This is a genomic window from Brevibacterium sp. LS14 (genome assembly GCF_012027885.1).
Taxonomy (GTDB): domain Bacteria; phylum Actinomycetota; class Actinomycetes; order Actinomycetales; family Brevibacteriaceae; genus Brevibacterium; species Brevibacterium casei.
This window is the reverse complement of record NZ_SJXG01000035.1, coordinates 13,257-28,443: the sequence shown is the minus strand read 5'-3', so window position 1 is coordinate 28,443 and position 15,187 is coordinate 13,257. Positions and strand designations below refer to the sequence as shown.

13 protein-coding genes and 1 tRNA gene are annotated in these 15,187 nt (G+C 68.8%); 4 read left to right on the top strand and 10 right to left on the bottom strand.

The window, feature by feature from the left end; translation table 11 throughout:
- Window positions 1–2: 2 nt before the first annotated feature.
- The 4 genes from EZE58_RS04845 to EZE58_RS04830 all read right to left on the bottom strand — a co-directional run bounded on the left by EZE58_RS04845 (window position 3) and on the right by EZE58_RS04830 (window position 3,674).
- Complete coding sequence (locus EZE58_RS04845) at window positions 3–1,046, bottom strand: alpha/beta hydrolase (protein ID WP_063250204.1); 1,044 nt, start codon at window positions 1,044–1,046, stop codon at window positions 3–5.
- Window positions 1,047–1,144: 98 nt separating this feature from the next.
- Entirely contained in the window at window positions 1,145–2,116 is a 972-nt protein-coding gene (locus tag EZE58_RS04840) for a ribose-phosphate diphosphokinase (RefSeq protein ID WP_009374417.1), read from the bottom strand.
- Window positions 2,113–3,567: a bifunctional UDP-N-acetylglucosamine diphosphorylase/glucosamine-1-phosphate N-acetyltransferase GlmU gene (gene glmU / locus EZE58_RS04835; protein WP_144589295.1), complete on the bottom strand. Its 1,455-nt coding sequence runs from the start codon at window positions 3,565–3,567 to the stop codon at window positions 2,113–2,115. The genes EZE58_RS04840 and glmU overlap by 4 nt, the downstream gene beginning before the upstream one ends.
- Before the next feature lie 35 nt (window positions 3,568–3,602).
- Window positions 3,603–3,674, bottom strand: a tRNA-Gln gene (locus EZE58_RS04830).
- A 64-nt stretch (window positions 3,675–3,738) separates the two neighbouring features.
- Here EZE58_RS04830 and EZE58_RS04825 point away from each other — a divergent pair.
- Both EZE58_RS04825 and EZE58_RS04820 read left to right on the top strand, forming a co-directional pair.
- Window positions 3,739–4,161 (top strand): hypothetical protein, encoded by a 423-nt coding sequence (locus EZE58_RS04825; protein ID WP_063250202.1) that lies wholly within the window; start codon window positions 3,739–3,741, stop codon window positions 4,159–4,161.
- Between the two features lie 92 nt (window positions 4,162–4,253).
- Window positions 4,254–6,755, top strand: a complete 2,502-nt coding sequence (locus EZE58_RS04820) for a UvrD-helicase domain-containing protein (RefSeq protein WP_240941149.1) — start codon at window positions 4,254–4,256, stop codon at window positions 6,753–6,755.
- A gap of 83 nt (window positions 6,756–6,838) precedes the next feature.
- Here the strand turns inward: EZE58_RS04820 and EZE58_RS04815 are convergent, their stop codons facing one another.
- The 4 genes from EZE58_RS04815 to purN form a co-directional block, all read right to left on the bottom strand.
- Window positions 6,839–7,021: an antitoxin gene (locus tag EZE58_RS04815; RefSeq protein WP_009374413.1), complete on the bottom strand. Its 183-nt coding sequence runs from the start codon at window positions 7,019–7,021 to the stop codon at window positions 6,839–6,841.
- A 188-nt stretch (window positions 7,022–7,209) separates the two neighbouring features.
- Window positions 7,210–7,446, bottom strand: coding sequence for a hypothetical protein (locus EZE58_RS04810; RefSeq protein WP_009374412.1), 237 nt, complete (start codon window positions 7,444–7,446; stop codon window positions 7,210–7,212).
- Between the two features lie 106 nt (window positions 7,447–7,552).
- A complete protein-coding gene (gene purH / locus EZE58_RS04805) occupies window positions 7,553–9,100 on the bottom strand; it encodes a bifunctional phosphoribosylaminoimidazolecarboxamide formyltransferase/IMP cyclohydrolase (protein ID WP_009374411.1) in 1,548 nt (515 codons plus the stop codon).
- 33 nt (window positions 9,101–9,133) lie between these two features.
- Window positions 9,134–9,760: a phosphoribosylglycinamide formyltransferase gene (gene purN / locus EZE58_RS04800; protein WP_040341032.1), complete on the bottom strand. Its 627-nt coding sequence runs from the start codon at window positions 9,758–9,760 to the stop codon at window positions 9,134–9,136.
- 114 nt (window positions 9,761–9,874) lie between these two features.
- On the opposite strand from purN, the gene EZE58_RS04795 reads away from it, so the two are divergent.
- Window positions 9,875–10,327 carry a hypothetical protein gene (locus EZE58_RS04795; RefSeq protein ID WP_009374409.1) on the top strand — a complete coding sequence of 151 codons (453 nt, stop codon included), beginning with the start codon at window positions 9,875–9,877 and terminating at the stop codon, window positions 10,325–10,327.
- 78 nt (window positions 10,328–10,405) lie between these two features.
- On the opposite strand, the gene EZE58_RS04790 is transcribed toward EZE58_RS04795, so the two are convergent.
- Window positions 10,406–11,629 (bottom strand): DUF6350 family protein, encoded by a 1,224-nt coding sequence (locus EZE58_RS04790; protein WP_009374408.1) that lies wholly within the window; start codon window positions 11,627–11,629, stop codon window positions 10,406–10,408.
- Window positions 11,630–11,899: 270 nt separating this feature from the next.
- Between EZE58_RS04790 and EZE58_RS04785 the strand changes: the two genes are divergently transcribed.
- A complete protein-coding gene (locus tag EZE58_RS04785) occupies window positions 11,900–13,687 on the top strand; it encodes a hypothetical protein (protein ID WP_179952589.1) in 1,788 nt (595 codons plus the stop codon).
- 62 nt (window positions 13,688–13,749) lie between these two features.
- Here EZE58_RS04785 and EZE58_RS04780 read toward each other — a convergent pair whose 3' ends face one another.
- Window positions 13,750–15,156 (bottom strand): amidase, encoded by a 1,407-nt coding sequence (locus EZE58_RS04780; protein WP_144589297.1) that lies wholly within the window; start codon window positions 15,154–15,156, stop codon window positions 13,750–13,752.
- Window positions 15,157–15,187 lie beyond the last annotated feature (31 nt).

Sequence of the window (15,187 nt, the reverse complement as noted above, 5' to 3'; positions counted from 1 at the left end):
GACTATTCTACGGCACCCTCGGTGAGTGCTCCAAGTCGTTCCTGCACGGCTGCCGCGCACGCGGCGAGTCCCTCCGCGGTGAGGAGGATGTCGTAGTGGTTGGTGCCGAGGACCTCGACGACCTCCATGCGCGGCCATCGCTGCCGGTAGGAGGCGACGAGCTCGGGCGGGTAGAGGCCGGGCTCGGCGGCGACGAGGTCGCGTTCGGCGGCGAGGAAGGCGACGTCGGACTGCTGCTCCTCGTCGCCCATGACCGCGGCCAGCGCCGCCGGGTAGGCAGCGCCCTGATACATGTCGGCGGAGTCGGCCTCCATCGCCTCGACCGAGGTCGAGGGCTGGAACGTGTCGTCGTCCTCGGCGGCGAGGTCGTAGACGAAGCTCTCGGTCGCCACGGTGTCGAGTCCGTCGACGAAGGCGGGATGGGCGGCGAAGAACGCGAGGTACTCCTCGACGGTGGTGAAGGTCATCGACAGCCTCTCGGCGGCTGGGCCGAGGACGGCGGCGATGAGGTCGTCGGTGTCGAGTGCGGCGTTGAGCTCCTCGCTCTCGGCCTCGCCGGGCGACAGCTCCTCCCCCGCGCCGGGCAGCGCGAGCGGGAGGGGAAGGCCGCCGTCGATGAGGACGGGGCCGCGGAAGCGCACGGTCGCCTCGGTGTCGGTGGTGGTGTCGTCGGCGCCGAGGGCCGCAGGCAGTCCGGCGAGCGTCATCGCGACGAATCCGCCCATCGAATGCCCGACGAGGGTGACGGTGCCCGAGTCGGAGAACGTCTCGATGGCGGTGAGGACGTCCTCGGCGTGGACGCGCATGCCGAAGGGACCGGGCAGGAGGCGTGAGTCCGCGCGTCCGCGCAGGTCCGGTCCGATGATGCGCACGCCCGGCAGGAGGGGGACGAGCCCGGCGAAGAAGAGGTGGTTCGAGGTGATGCCGTGGATGACGCACACGGTGGGCACGGGTCCGGGTTCGGCGGAGACCGGTTCCCACACCCCGACGGAGAGCGCGCCTCCGGCGACGTCCACCCTGTAGCGGTTGTAGTCATGGGTCGACATCGTCCGGGCTCCCTTCCCTCTCCTGCCTCCAGTGTAGAGCGAACCCCCGCTCGGGGGCGGGGGTTCGTCGGTGTCCACGGTGCGGTAGACGGCGGGTCTCAGACCTCGAAGAGGCTGGTCACCGACCCGTCCTCGAAGACCTCGTGGACCGCGCGGGCGATGAGCGGGGCGATCGAGAGCACCGTGAGCTTGTCGAAGATCTTGTCCTCGGTCAGCGGCAGGGTGTTGGTGACGATGACCTCGTCGGCCACGGAGTTCGACAGGCGTTCGACGGCGGGCCCGGAGAACACGGCGTGGGTGGAGACGACGATGACGTTCTTCGCCCCCGCCGCCATGCACGCGTCCGCGGCCTGGACGATGGTGCCTCCGGTGTCGATCATGTCGTCGACGAGGACGCACGTGCGGCCTTCGACCTCACCGACGACGCGGTTGGCCTTCGTCTCGTTCGGCCGCGTGATGTCGCGGGTCTTGTGGATGAAGGCCAGGGGCACGCCGCCGAGGGCGTTCGACCAGTTCTCGGCGACCTTGATGCGGCCGGCGTCGGGCGAGACGACGGCGAGGTCGCCGGGGTACTTGTCCTTGACGTAGCCGGCGAGGATCGGCATCGCGATGAGATGGTCGACCGGTCCGTCGAAGTAGCCCTGGATCTGGGCGGTGTGGAGGTCGACGGTGATGATGCGGTCCGCACCGGCGGTCTTGTAGAGGTCGGCGACGAGGCGGGCTGAGATGGGCTCACGGCCGCGGTGCTTCTTGTCCTGGCGCGCGTAGGGGAAGAAGGGGGCGATGACGGTGATCCGCTTCGCCGAGGCGCGCTTGAGGGCGTCGACCATGATGAGCTGCTCCATCAGCCATTCGTTGATGGGAGCGCTGTGCGACTGGAGGACGAAGACGTCGCAGCCGCGCACGGATTCGGAGAACCGGACGTAGATCTCGCCGTTGGCGAAGTTGTAGATGTCGGTCGGCAGGAGCTCGGTGCCCAGGTTCTCCGCCACCTGCTCAGCGAGTTCGGGGTTCGCCCGTCCGCTGACCAGGACGAGCTTCTTGTCGCCCGCCGTCGTTATCTCGTTCACTTATCCGTTCCCCTATCGGATGCGGCCTCGGCGGCCTGCGCTGCAGGCGTGCCGGGGCGGTTGGCTTCGACCCAGCCCTCCAGGTTGCGCTGCGGGGCCACATTGATGGCGAGCGCTCCTGCAGGGACATCCTTGCGCACCACGGTGCCCGCACCCGAGTAGGCGCCGTCGCCCACTGTGACCGGGGCGACGTACATGTTGTCCGAGCCCATCCGTGCGTGCCTGCCGATCGTCGTGCGGTGCTTGGCGACTCCGTCGTAGTTGACGAACACCGAGGCGGCGCCGATGTTCGAGCCCTCCCCGATCTCCGCGTCGCCGACGTAGCTCAGGTGCGGCACCTTCGCACCCGTCCCGATGTCGGCGTTCTTCGTCTCGACGAAGGTGCCGATCTTGCCGTCTGCGCCGAGCTTCGTGCCCGGGCGCAGGTAGGCGAAGGGTCCCACCGAGGCGCCGGGTCCGACGATCGCGAGCTCCGAGTGGGTGCGCACGACCTGGGCTCCGGCGCCGACCTCGGTGTCCTTGAGCGTCGAGTCGGGTCCGACGACGGCACCATCGTGGATATCCGTGGCTCCGAGGAGCTGGACGCCGGGGAGGATCGTGACATCCTGGCCGAGGGAGACGTCGACGTCGATCCACGTCGTGTCCGGGTCGATGATCGAGACGCCGGCCCGCATCCACTTCTCGCACGTGCGGCGGTTGAGCTCCTTCCCGAGCTGGGCGAGCTGGACGCGGTCGTTGGCGCCCTCGACCTGCCAGAGGTCGTCGGTCGCGGTGGCGGCGACGGGCAGGCCCGCGTCGTGGGAGACCCCGACGACGTCGGTGAGGTACTTCTCGCCCTGGGCGTTGTCCGTGGTCAGGGAGGCGAGACCGGTGCGCAGGGCCGTCGCGTCGAAGGCGTAGATGCCGGAGTTGATCTCACGGATGGCCCGTTCCGCCTCGGTGGCGTCCTTCTGCTCGACGATGCGCAGGAGGTTGCCGGCGGCGTCGCGGACGACACGGCCGTAGCCGGTGGGATCGTCCACCTCGGCGGAGAGGACGGTGACGGCATTGCCCTCGCCCTCGTGGACCTCGACGAGGCCGTTGATCGTCTCCGTCGTCAGCAGCGGGACGTCGCCGTAGGTGACGACGACGGTGCCGGCGAGGTCGGCGGGAAGCTGGGTGAGCGCGCACTCGGTGGCCCGCCCGGTGCCGGGGACCTCGTCCTGGTCGGCGACGAGGACGGTGCGCGTCGAGGTGACCGTGAGCTGGTCGAGGTGGGCGACGAGCTGGTCGCGCTCGTGGCGGACGACGACGACGAGGTGGTCGGGCGAGGTGCCCTCGGCCGCGGCGATCGCGTGATGGAGAAGGGAGCGCCCGCCGATCGGGTGCATCACCTTCGGCAGTGCCGACTTCATGCGAGTGCCCTGGCCGGCGGCCAGGACGATGACGGCAGTGGGACGGATCTGCGGCATTGAAAAGGTATCCTTCGCAAGTCGGATGGGGCCAGCTCCGCCCATAGGATTCGAACCTATACTGCACGGCTCCAAAGGCCGGCGTGCTGCCATTACACCAGGGCGGAACAGCGTGCGCCAGTCATAGGGCCCGCGCTCACGAGTACCCATCATGCCATTACGATGAACGGTATGGAAATTCTGCGCGAGGTGCTCCTCACCCTTCATCTTATCGGCATGGCGATCATCGTGGGAGGCTATTTCACGGTCATCCGCTCGCCTCGGGTGCTGCCGGGAATGCTCCACGCGTCCTACCTCCAGCTCGTCACCGGACTCCTCCTCGTCGGCCTCGCGGAGATGGGCGGCGGCCAGGTCGATCACATGAAGATCGGCATCAAACTCGTCGTCGCGATCCTCGTCACGGTCTTCGCATTCCTCGGCAACCGGCAGGAGAAGCGCTTCGCCGCAGAGACGGCGGTCGAATCAGCCGCGGCGGGCACGACCGCCTCGGCGAACGGAACCGTCACCGCTGTGCGGCACCCCTCGGCGACGATGGCACACCTCACCTTCGCCTTCGCGATCCTCAACGTCCTCGTCGCGGTCTTCGTCGGCTGACCTTCGTCTCCTCCCCCGGCTCAGCCACCTTCCGGGCGCTCGGGTGAGGGCGTCTGCCTGCGTCAGGGGCGGACGGTATCGTTGGTTCCGACATGACTGCTGCAGCTGACCACACTTCGATGACCGCCGACTCCCGCGCCGACGACCTGCTCTCTGGCCTCAACCCTCGGCAGCGGGAGGCCGTCGTCCACACGGGCTCTCCCCTGCTCATCGTCGCCGGTGCCGGATCCGGCAAGACGACGGTGCTCACCAGGCGCATCGCCTATGCCCTGGCCACCGGCCGCGCGCATCCGGGCGAAGTGCTCGCGATCACCTTCACGAACAAGGCGGCGAAGGAGATGGCCGAACGCGTCTCCGCGATCGTCGGACCGGCCTCGCGGGCGATGTGGGTCTCGACGTTCCACTCCGCGTGCGTGCGCATCCTCCGCCGGGAGGCGAAGACGCTGGGCAGAAGCACGAACTTCACGATCTACGACGCCCAGGACGCGCAGCGCCTCGTCGCGCAGATCCTCAAGGAGCTCGGCCTCGACTCGAAGAAGTACGCGCCGCGGTCGATCCTCCACCGGATCTCCAACCTCAAGAACGAGCTGCAGACGGCCGAGGACTTCGTCCCGCGCCCGAACAATCCCGCCGACGAGGTCTTAGGCGACGTCTTCCGTCGCTACACCCAGCGTCTGCGCCTGGCCAACGCCTATGACTTCGACGACCTCATCGCTGAGACCGTCCACCTCTTCGGGGCCTTCCCCGAGGTCGCCGACTCGTACCGTCGCCGGTTCCGCCACATCCTCGTCGACGAGTATCAGGACACGAACCCCGCCCAGTACGCCCTCATCCGGGCACTCGCCGGTGACGGCGCGGGCGGGTCGACCGGTGCCGAGCTCACCGTCGTCGGCGACGCCGACCAGTCGATCTACGCCTTCCGCGGAGCGACTGTGCGCAACATCGTCGAGTTCGAGCAGGACTTCCCCGCCGCCGAGGTGGTCCTCCTCGAGCAGAACTACCGTTCGACCCAGAACATCCTCGATGCTGCGAACGCCGTCATCGCCCACAATCAGGACCGCAAGGACAAGCGCCTGTGGACCTCCGAGGGCGGGGGCAAGCCGATCGTCGGCTGGGTCGCGGAGAACGAACAGGCCGAGGCACGCTTCGTCGTCGACCGCATCGACGAGCTCATCGACGAGGAGAAGTACACCTACGGCGACTTCGCCGTCTTCTACCGCACGAACGCCCAGTCCCGGGCGATCGAGGACGCGCTCGTCCGCTCGGGCATCCCCTACAAGGTCGTCGGCGGCACGCGGTTCTACGAGCGCAAGGAGATCAAGGACGCCCTCGCCTACCTCCGCGTCATCGCCAATCCCGACGACGACGTCAACCTCCGCCGCATCCTCAACGTGCCCAAGCGCTCGATCGGCGACCGCACCGAGGGAATCATCGCCGACTTCGCGGACCGGGAGGGCATCAGCTTCTATGCCGCACTCGGTCGCCTCGGCGAGATCCCGCACCTGTCCACCCGCGCCGAGTCCTCGGTGGAGAAGTTCTACGCTCTCCTCCGCGATCTCTCCGCCACCGCCGAGGTGGCCCCCGTCTCCCGCGTCATCGAAGCGATCCTCGAACAGAGCGGATACCTCGAATCCCTGCAGAAGAGCACGGACCCGCAGGACGAGTCCCGGGTCGACAACCTCGCCGAGCTCGTCGCCGTCGCCGAGGACTTCTCCGCGACTCGTGCTGTCGCCGCCGATCCGGAGGCCGCCGACGCCGACCATGGACAGTCCGAGGCCGCTGACGCGGACCCCACCCCCGCCGAGGCGGGCCGACCGTCGGATGCCGAAGCGCAGTCCCCCGCCGAGGCGGCCGCAGACGCATCGATCGACGCATTCCTCGAACAGGTGGCGCTCGCCTCGGACACCGATCAGATCCCCGACGCCGAGCTCGGGCAGGTCACTCTCATGACCCTCCACACGGCGAAGGGCCTCGAGTTCCCCGTCGTCTTCCTCACCGGCCTCGAGGACGGCGGCTTCCCACACGCCCGCTCGTTCGAGAATCCCAGCGAACTCTCCGAGGAGCGGCGCCTCGCCTACGTCGGCCTCACCCGGGCGAGGCAGCGACTGCTCGTCACCCGCGCGGAGACGCGCAGCATGTGGGGTCAGCCGCAATACAACCCGCCCAGCCGCTTCCTCACCGAGATCCCCGAGAACCTCATCGAATGGGAGAGCACCGGCAGCTTCTCTTCGGCCCTCGGCAGCGGCGGCGGGAGCAGCTTCGGCGGCTACGGTGCGCGCGGATACGGCGGCGGGTCCTCCTCGCGCGGAGGCTCCGGCGCTTCCGGTGTCGGCGGGTCCTCACGCACCTCGGGAGCCTCCCGCGGCTCTCGCGCCGCGAGTGCGCCCTCGGCAGGCTTCCCGAATCGCATCCGCCCCAACCGTGAGGTCATCTCGGTGTCCGTGGGCGAGAAGGTCTCCCACGAGTCCTTCGGCCTCGGGACCGTCACCGAGGTCAACGGCACCGGCGACAAGACCGTCGCCGTCGTCGACTTCGGTTCGGCCGGCACGAAGCGCCTCCTCCTCCGCTACGCCCCGGTCGAGAAACTCAGCTGACCGCCCCCAGGGCACAGAGAAGCGCCGAGGTGATCATCCACCTCGGCGCTTCGTCCATGCCGGACGCGGCAATGGACTGAGGATCACTGGTTGCCGATGGCTCCATCGGCGCCGTCGCGGCCCTGGTTGATCTGGTCTTCGAACTTCCCGCCGGAGAGATTGTTGGCGGCATCGGAGGCCTTGTCGAGACCCTGGTCGCTGATCTCTTCGCCCTTATCGCTATTCACGGCGTCCTTGGCTTTGTTGGTCAGGTCATCAAATCCCATGCTGTCTCCTTTCATCGGAAGAGGCCCGTACGGACCTCCTGACGCAGACCACGATGCCACTTTCGTCACCGAGGGCAACCGGAACCTCCGACTTTCACAGAGATCTCCCAATGTGACCATCGCCACTGCCTCGGTAACTTCTCGGCGACTCCGGGCGCCGGCAGCCCTGCCCGTCACTCTCGCTGACGTCAGCGGCTCTGCGGGACGACGATCGCGAGTCCGACGAGGAGGGCTGTGAAGATCAGGCAGGTGAGGATGTCGACGCCCTTCGAGCGGTTGACCCAGAACTCGCCCCACGGCGAGGGCATCGACCGCATGAGCGCGAGTCCCCCGGGGACGGCGGCGAGGACGAAGGCCCCGAGCCGGAAGTCGATGAATGCGCACGCTGCGGCCACACCGGTCGCCGCGAGGCAGCCGAGCAGCACCCAGTCCTTCGAGACCGGATGCGAGTAGCGCCGCTTCCAGTAGATCCACCGCTTGGCGAGCGCCCCTCTCCCCCGCCGGGCATGGCGGGGGGAGGTGCGGGTCCGCTCAGTGGAAGAAATGGCGGCTCCCTGTGAGGTAGAGGGAGACTCCGGCGTCCTCGGCCGCGGCGATGACCTCGTCGTCGCGGATCGACCCACCGGGCTGGACGACGGCGGTGACACCGGCGTCGAGGAGGATCTGGAGTCCGTCGGCGAACGGGAAGAACGCATCGGAGGCGGCGACGGAGCCGGAGGCGCGTTCGGCACCGGCGCGCTCGACGGCGAGCTTCGCCGAGTCGACCCGGTTGACCTGACCCATGCCGACGCCGACCGAGGCGCCGTCCTTGGCCAGGAGGATCGCATTCGACTTCACCGACCGGCACGCCTTCCATGCGAACTCGAGATCGGCGAGCACCGCGGGGTCCGCGGCCGGACCGGCGGCGAGCGTCCAGGACTTCGGCGAGTCGCCCTCGGCCTGGAAGACGTCACGGTCCTGGACGAGGAAACCGCCGGTGATCTGGGTGATCTCCTCGGCCGGGGCGTCGATGTCCCCGAGTTCGATGAGGCGCAGGTTCTTCTTCGATGCCAGGATCTCGAGCGCCTCGGGCGAGAACGACGGGGCCGCGAGGCATTCGGTGAAGATCGGCTTGATCGACTCCGCGAGTTCGGCGTCGACCTCGCGGTTGACGGCGATGACACCGCCGTAGGCCGAGAGCGGATCCGAGGCGTGGGCTGCCCGGTGGGCGGCGGCGGGGGTCTCGGCGACGGCGATGCCGCACGGATTGGCGTGCTTGATGATCGCGACTGCCGGCTGGTCGAAGTCATAGGCGGCCCGGATCGCGGCATCGGTGTCCGTGTAGTTGTTGTACGACATCGGCTTGCCGCCGAGCAGTCTCGCCCCGGCGATGCCGCGCGTGCCGTCGGAGTAGACGGCGGCCGACTGGTGGGGGTTCTCCCCGTAGCGCAGATCCGCGAGCTTGTTCCCGGTCAGTCCCGCGAAGTCGGGCTGCTCGCCCGCGGGAGCGAGCTCCCCGGCGAACCACGAGGCGACGTCGGAGTCGTAGGCCGCGGTGTGGGCGAAGGCGCGGGCGGCGAAGGCCCGGCGGGAGGCGAGGTCGAAGCCCTCCCCTGCCGCCGCCTCGGTGACGGCCGGATAGTCGGCAGGGTCGGTGATGACGGTGACGGTGGGGTGGTTCTTCGCCGCGGCACGGACCATCGAGGGTCCGCCGATGTCGATCTGCTCGATGCACTCGTCGAAGCCCGCACCGCTGGCGACCGTCTCGGCGAACGGGTAGAGGTTGACGACGACGAGGTCGAAGGGCTCGATCCCGAGGTCATCGAGTTGGCTGAGGTGCTCGGGCTTGCGCGAGTCGGCGAGGATCCCGGCATGCACCTTGGGGTGGAGGGTCTTGACACGGCCTTCGAGGGTCTCGGGGAACCCGGTGAGCGCTTCGACCTCGGTGACCTCGACTCCGGCTTCGGCGATCCGCGCGGCCGTCGATCCCGTGGAGACGATCTCGACTCCGGCGGCGGCGAGCCCACGGGCGAGCTCCGTCAGTCCGGTCTTGTCGTAGACGCTGATGAGCGCTCTCCTGATCGCGCGGGTTCCTGTCACAGGTCCTCCTTGAGGGCTTGGTGGGTGATCGGCTCAGACGACGACGTCCGCCGCGGCGGGGTATCCCGAGACGTGGCGGCCGTCGATGGTGAGATCGTGGGTGGTGAGGAAGCGGAGCAAGCGGACGACTTCCTCCCGCTCCCGGGTCTTGATGCGCTCGTGGACGCTGTCCTCGGTGTCTCCGTCGAGCACCGGGACCGTGAACTGCGTGATGATCGGGCCCGTATCGACCCCGGAGTCGACGAGGTGGATCGTCCCGCCGGTGACCTTGACGCCGTGGGCGAGCGCGTCGCGGACGCCGTGGGCGCCGGGGAAGGCCGGCAGCAGCGCCGGGTGGGTGTTGATGATCCGCTGGTCGAAGGCGGCGATGAAGTCGGCGCCGAGGATGCGCATGAAGCCGGCGGAGACGACCCAGTCCGGGTCGAGGTCGGCGACCGTGTCGCGCAGCCGCACATTCCATGCATCGCGGTCGGAGAAGTCCCGAGGGCGGACGACGAAGGTGGGGATGTCCGCGGACTCGGCCCGGGCGAGGACACCCGCGGTCGGAGAATCGGAGCCGATCGCGACGATCTCGACGTCGGCGGATCCGGGTCCGGTGAAGGCGTCGATGACGGCCTGGGTGAGGGTACCTGAGCCGGAGGCCAGCAGAACGATGCGCACGAAGGCCATTCTATCCTCGCCGTCACGGGCGCACCGACCCGGACCGTGCCGGCTTCCGCTGGGGCCGGACCGGGCGCCGAGGCGATTGCCAGTCGACTGTGACAAAATGACGGGGTGACGTCACCGAACAGCACCGAAGAGAAGAATGCCCCCACCCCCGAGGAGGAGAGGCAGGCCGCGCCGGCGCGGCACGGACTCATCCTCATCCTCCTCGTCCTGGCCGCGGTGCTGACGTTCACCTATCCGCTGCCCTTCAAACTCGCCGCCGCGGGCTTCGCGATCGCCGCGATCGTCTGGTCGGTCCGCTACATCATCGCCGTGGTCAGAGCGAAGCAGAAGCGCAGCATCTCCCTCGGCGTCCTCGGCGGACTGCTCAGCGTCTACCTCGTCTTCTCCACCCTCTCCTCCGTGGTGCTCTGGCCCGTCCAGTCGAGCTACGAGGAGTGCGTGCGGGATGCGATCACCCAGCAGGCGGAGCTCAAGTGCGCGAGCGACTACGAGGACGGACTGGGCTCCTGGTTCAAGCAGATCACCGGACAGGACCTCGAGCTGCCCGGCTCGAACTGAGCACAGCGCACCTCTGAGCGGCCTCCGGTGCCGCAGTTCCGACCCCACCAGTCCGACCACCACCCGGGGTGTCGGCGATCAGCTGCGCTCGCTTCCCGCGAGAGCCTCGTCGTCCTCGCGGTCGAACTCCATGTGCGAGAGCATGGTCAGCCCGCAGCCGATGCTCAGACCCAGACCGACCCATCCGGTGACCGCGAGCGCGGAGACGAGGGGTGAGGGACCGAAGGCGGCGAGCCCGATGGGACCGATCGCACCGAAGGAGAAGAGCGCAGCGGTCTCACCGACGATGAGGACGAGCCCGGACGCGACGGCCACACTCATCCATCCGGCGGCATGGACCCGGCGGGCATGCGCGCGGCCGATGACGACGCAGCCGATCCCGAGGAGGACGAGGAGGACCGGTGCGGCCTTCGCCCACACCGGGTATCCCCCGACGAGGAGTTCGAGCACGGGAACGTCGGGCACAGGTCCCGAGGCCGTGAGGAACGCCGAAGAGACGCCGTCGCCGATGCCCACCCCTGTGCCGGCGATCCACGACAGCGCGCTGAAGAGCGCTCCCGGAGCGAAGAGCACCTGGACCACGACGAGGCCGATGCCGGCCGACAGCGGGGAGCTGTAGGCCTCCATCGCCTCGGCGAGGTCGGCCCACCGCAGTCCGAGCCCGACGGCGATGACGACGACGGCGAGTCCGAGGGCGCCGAAGAGCACGCGCCTGCCCAGGGCGGTCGCGGCACTCCAGACCTCCTCGTCGAGTCCACTCAGCCACGGGAGGTCGACGACGCCGCGGACCCGGACATAGCCGAAGGCGAAGGCCGTCGCGAGCAGGGCGAGCAGCCGGAGGACGCCGAGCGGATCGAGAGTCGCCTCCCCGACGAGGACGGCGAGCACGACGAGCGGCCCCGCGTAGACGAGGGCGAAGCCCGAGAGCGCCATGGCGCACGTCGCCCACCACGGAGTCTCCTCCGCCTCATCGCCGGGCTGAGGATCGGCATCGGAGAGCACAGTGATGAGTCGGGCCGCCCCCGAGGCGAGGAGGGCCCACACTCCGAGGGTGACGAGGCTCGGGGGCAGTGAGAAGTCGAAGCCCATCGTCGACATGCTCAGACCGTGGACGACGGCCCAGAGGGCGAAGGCCCACTCGGGGATGATCGAGTAGTCGAGCTGGGCGCCGAGGCCGACGAGCCAGAAGACCGTCGCGACGACGAACGCCGAGGGCACGACGATGAGGCCGAGGCGGAAGGCTTCGACCATGCCCAGGAGGACGGGATGGCGCGTGGAGCTCTGAGGTGGAGAAGTGTGCATCGGTACCATTTTCGCCGACGGCAAGCGCACATTGCGGTATTGACCACGCGATTCCCACGTCCGGGACGTACAATTGCGCCAGAACGCGCGTGTCGGAAGTTAAGGAAGCAGACTGCGATGAGCAACGGGAACGACGAACAGAATGTTCCGCCCCCACCGAACGATCCTCCCCACCGGAACACGGACGCGTCGACCGGCGAGGGCAGTACGGGCGTGACGGGTTCGGGAAGCGGTCCGAACCGAGCGTCCGCAGGTGAGGAGACGGTCGCGATGCCGAGCCCGTTCTCCTCGGACCGTGATGCGCGGGAACCCGCGGCGGATCGTGATGCGCAGAACACCGCGGCGAAGGAAGCCGACGAGACGTCGTTCGGCTCCGACGCTCCCCCGTTCGGGGCCGCTGACCAGGGCAGAGGTCCCGGATCGCAGCAGACTTCGGACGGCGCTGCGACCACTCCCCAGCCGCGCGTCGAAAGCGGCGCTCCGTCGGGCCCGGGCGCCGGAGGCCCGCAGGGGCAGGGCCCCGGTGCCGACAACGGCTCGCAGTGGTCGGGATCGCGCAATGAGCAGGGTCCTCAGTCGGCACCGCATTTCGGCGGGTCCCCATCGCAGCCCGGCGCACCCCAGTACGGCGGACCCGACCAAGGTGGATCGCAGCCCGGCGGCCCGCAGTACGGCGCACCCGGCCCCCAGTTCGGCGGTCCGGGGCAGAACGGTCCTCAGCAGGGCGGCCCTCAGCAGGGCGGCCCCGGCGGTTATTCGAACGAACAGGGCACGAGCCGCTACCCCGCCGTACCGGAGCAGAACGGCGGGTACCGGAACCCGGCGGGTCCGTACCAGAACCAGTCCGACCCCTACCAGAGCGGACCGCAGCAGACCGGTTCGGGGCAGCGGACGGGTTCGGGACCCGGGTCGTCCCAGGCCCTCCCGCAGCCGGCACCGGCCCCCGGTTTCGCCGGTTCGACCGCAGCGACGACCCGGGCAGAGTCCCGGGCACCGAAGAAGAAGGGGAAGCTGCCGCTCTTCATCGCCCTCGGTGCCGTCGTCCTCGTCCTCGTGCTCGTCCTCGTCGGTGTTCTCGTCGTCAACTCGGTGAACAAGAACAACTACGGACCGGACTCGGTTGCCGAGGACTACGTCGCGGCGCTGAACAAGGGTGACTTCGCCGCTGCGGAGAAGATCGCCCCGTCCCCGCGTCCTGAGGGCACGAACCTCGACCTGCTGTCGACGAACTTCACCGAGTCGTCGCCGGCGAAGATCAAGAACGCGAAGGTCGAATCCTCGAACGTCGACGGTGACAACGGCAAAGTCACCGTCAGCTACACGCTCGACGGAGCGAACTACAACGTCGATCTCACCGCGAAGAAGGACGGCAAGCAGAACCTCTTCTTCGACAAGTGGGCGCTGACCGGGCCCGCGCTCCACGTCATCTCCCTCGACGTCCCCGCCGCTGACGGACTGACGATCAACGGCACCGACTACAAGGCGCAGGCGGGCACGACGGCCTTCGCCGTCTACCCGGGCAAGTACGAGTTCGCGATCCCTGCGAGCAAGTGGGTCTCCGAGGCCTCGGACACCGCTGCGGCGAACTTCCCGCAGGCCTATGCCCCGGGTGATCAGCCGAGCGGCGAGCAGGTTTCACCGCTCACGCTCAACCTCGATCTCGCCCCGACCCCGGACTTCGAGAAGGAGGTCCAGAAGCAGGTCGATGCCGAGCTCGAGAAGTGCTTCGACAACAAGGACATCAAGCCCAAGTGCAAGTTCATCAAGTTCGATCCCACGCAGATCCCGGTCGGCGGCACGGACAAGAAGCTCGATGAGCTCGCGAAGAAGAACACCGCGAAGTGGAACATCAAGGAGATGCCCGACGTCAAGGCCTCCTTCGGGGTCGGTGACACCAACACGGGGTCGTTCTTCACCGAGAAGAACGGCAGCTTCGACTTCAGCGTCGACGGAAAGCAGCGCGGCTCCTCGTACTTCTCGAACGGGAATCCGCTGTCGGTGTCGGGAAGTGTGACGATCGAGGGCGACAAGCTCTCCGTCGAGTTCTTCGACTTCTGACGCTCTCCCTCCGACGGTGATCGCCGGGACTCCTGTCGGAGTCCCGGCGATTCTCGTCTCGCTCAGGCTCCGTCGAGGACTGCGCGCCGCGGCAGGGGGACGGCGGCGGCGGCTTCGAACCACCGGCCAGCGGCGATGACGAGGTCGTCGGCGAAGCGGCGCCCGGAGATCTGCACGCCGATCGTCCGCCCGTCGCCGGTGAATCCCGCGAGCACGGTCGCCGCCGGCTGCTCCGACATGTTGTAGGGCATCGTGAACCCGATGTGCCCCATGGGCGCGGTGGCATCGGGGTAGGGCATCGGCTGTTCGGCTGCGAACGCCGCGTCCGGGGCCACCGGGGAGAGGACGAGGTCGAGGTCGCCCGTCGCAGCGACGATGCGCCGTCGGATCTCCTGCACGCTGTGGTAGCACTCCATGAGGCGCGAACCCGTGACGTCGGCCCCGCCCTGGGCCCACTCCCGGATGTAGGGCAGGATGAGCTGCTGTTCGGCGAACGGGAGCGCCCGGAGGTCGTTCCACGACCGGACCCGCCAGAACAGGTCCATGTCGGCGAGCAGACCGTCGTCGATGAAGGGGGCGACGGGCACGATCTCGGCTCCGGCGGTGCGGAATGCCGCGGCCGCCTCGGCGATCGCGTCGGTCGTCTCCGACGTCGCAGGGACCCCGCACCCGGCGTCGAGGTGGAGGCCGATGCGCAGGCCCGCAGGATCGAACGGCGACGATGACGCATCGGCACCATCGGCGGCGCCGGCGGGAAGCCGCGTCCAGTCACGGTCGTCGGGGGCGGAGATGACGGTCATCGCCGCGGCGACGTCGGCCATGGTGCGCGCCATCGGGCCCGCGCAGCGTCCCATGTAGGGGGCGTCGAGCGGGACCCGTCCGAAACTCGGCTTGAGGCCGGCGAGGCCGAGCCAGGTGCACGGCAGGCGGATCGATCCTCCGATGTCGGAGCCGATGTGGATGGGCCCGTAGCCGGCCGCGGCCGCGGCACCGGCACCGGCGCTCGATCCGCCCGTCGTCAGGCTCGGGTCGAGCGGGGACCGGGTGATGCCGTGGAGCGAGGAGACCCCCGAGGAGAGCATGCCCCAATCGGGCATCGTCGTCGATCCGACGATGACGGCCCCGGCCTCGGTGAGCCTCTCGGTGATCGGCGCATCGTGGTCGGCGAGTGGCACGTCGAGCCACGCATGGCCCGACGGCATCGGCACTCCCCTGCGCGCGATGTTCTCCTTGATCGTCACCGGCACCCCGTCGAGGGGTCCGAGTGGAGCCCCGGCCGCGAAGCGGCGGGCGCTCGCTTCGGCGGCCTCACGGGAGCGCTCGTCGTCACGGTGGTGGAGGGCGTTGATGACGGGTTCGCATGCGTCCATCCGCGACTGCACGCTCGCGAGCACCTCGAGCGGGGAGAACTCCCCCTCGGCGTATCCCGCGGCCATCTGCGCTGCGGTCAGATCGGACAGAGCCGTCATCGTCCTCTTCTCCTTCGTCGTGGGTCTCGGG

Excerpts from the sequence above, each read along its gene's own strand:
- EZE58_RS04825 (WP_063250202.1), top strand. The coding sequence starts at position 3,739 with ATGGAAATTCTGCGCGAGGTGCTCCTCACCCTTCATCTTATCGGCATG.
- EZE58_RS04845 (WP_063250204.1), bottom strand. The coding sequence starts at position 1,046 with ATGTCGACCCATGACTACAACCGCTACAGGGTGGACGTCGCCGGAGGC.
- EZE58_RS04785 (WP_179952589.1), top strand. The coding sequence starts at position 11,900 with ATGCCGAGCCCGTTCTCCTCGGACCGTGATGCGCGGGAACCCGCGGCG.
- glmU (WP_144589295.1), bottom strand. The coding sequence starts at position 3,567 with ATGCCGCAGATCCGTCCCACTGCCGTCATCGTCCTGGCCGCCGGCCAG.
- EZE58_RS04790 (WP_009374408.1), bottom strand. The coding sequence starts at position 11,629 with ATGCACACTTCTCCACCTCAGAGCTCCACGCGCCATCCCGTCCTCCTG.
- EZE58_RS04820 (WP_240941149.1), top strand. The coding sequence starts at position 4,254 with ATGACTGCTGCAGCTGACCACACTTCGATGACCGCCGACTCCCGCGCC.
- EZE58_RS04815 (WP_009374413.1), bottom strand. The coding sequence starts at position 7,021 with ATGGGATTTGATGACCTGACCAACAAAGCCAAGGACGCCGTGAATAGC.
- EZE58_RS04780 (WP_144589297.1), bottom strand. The coding sequence starts at position 15,156 with ATGACGGCTCTGTCCGATCTGACCGCAGCGCAGATGGCCGCGGGATAC.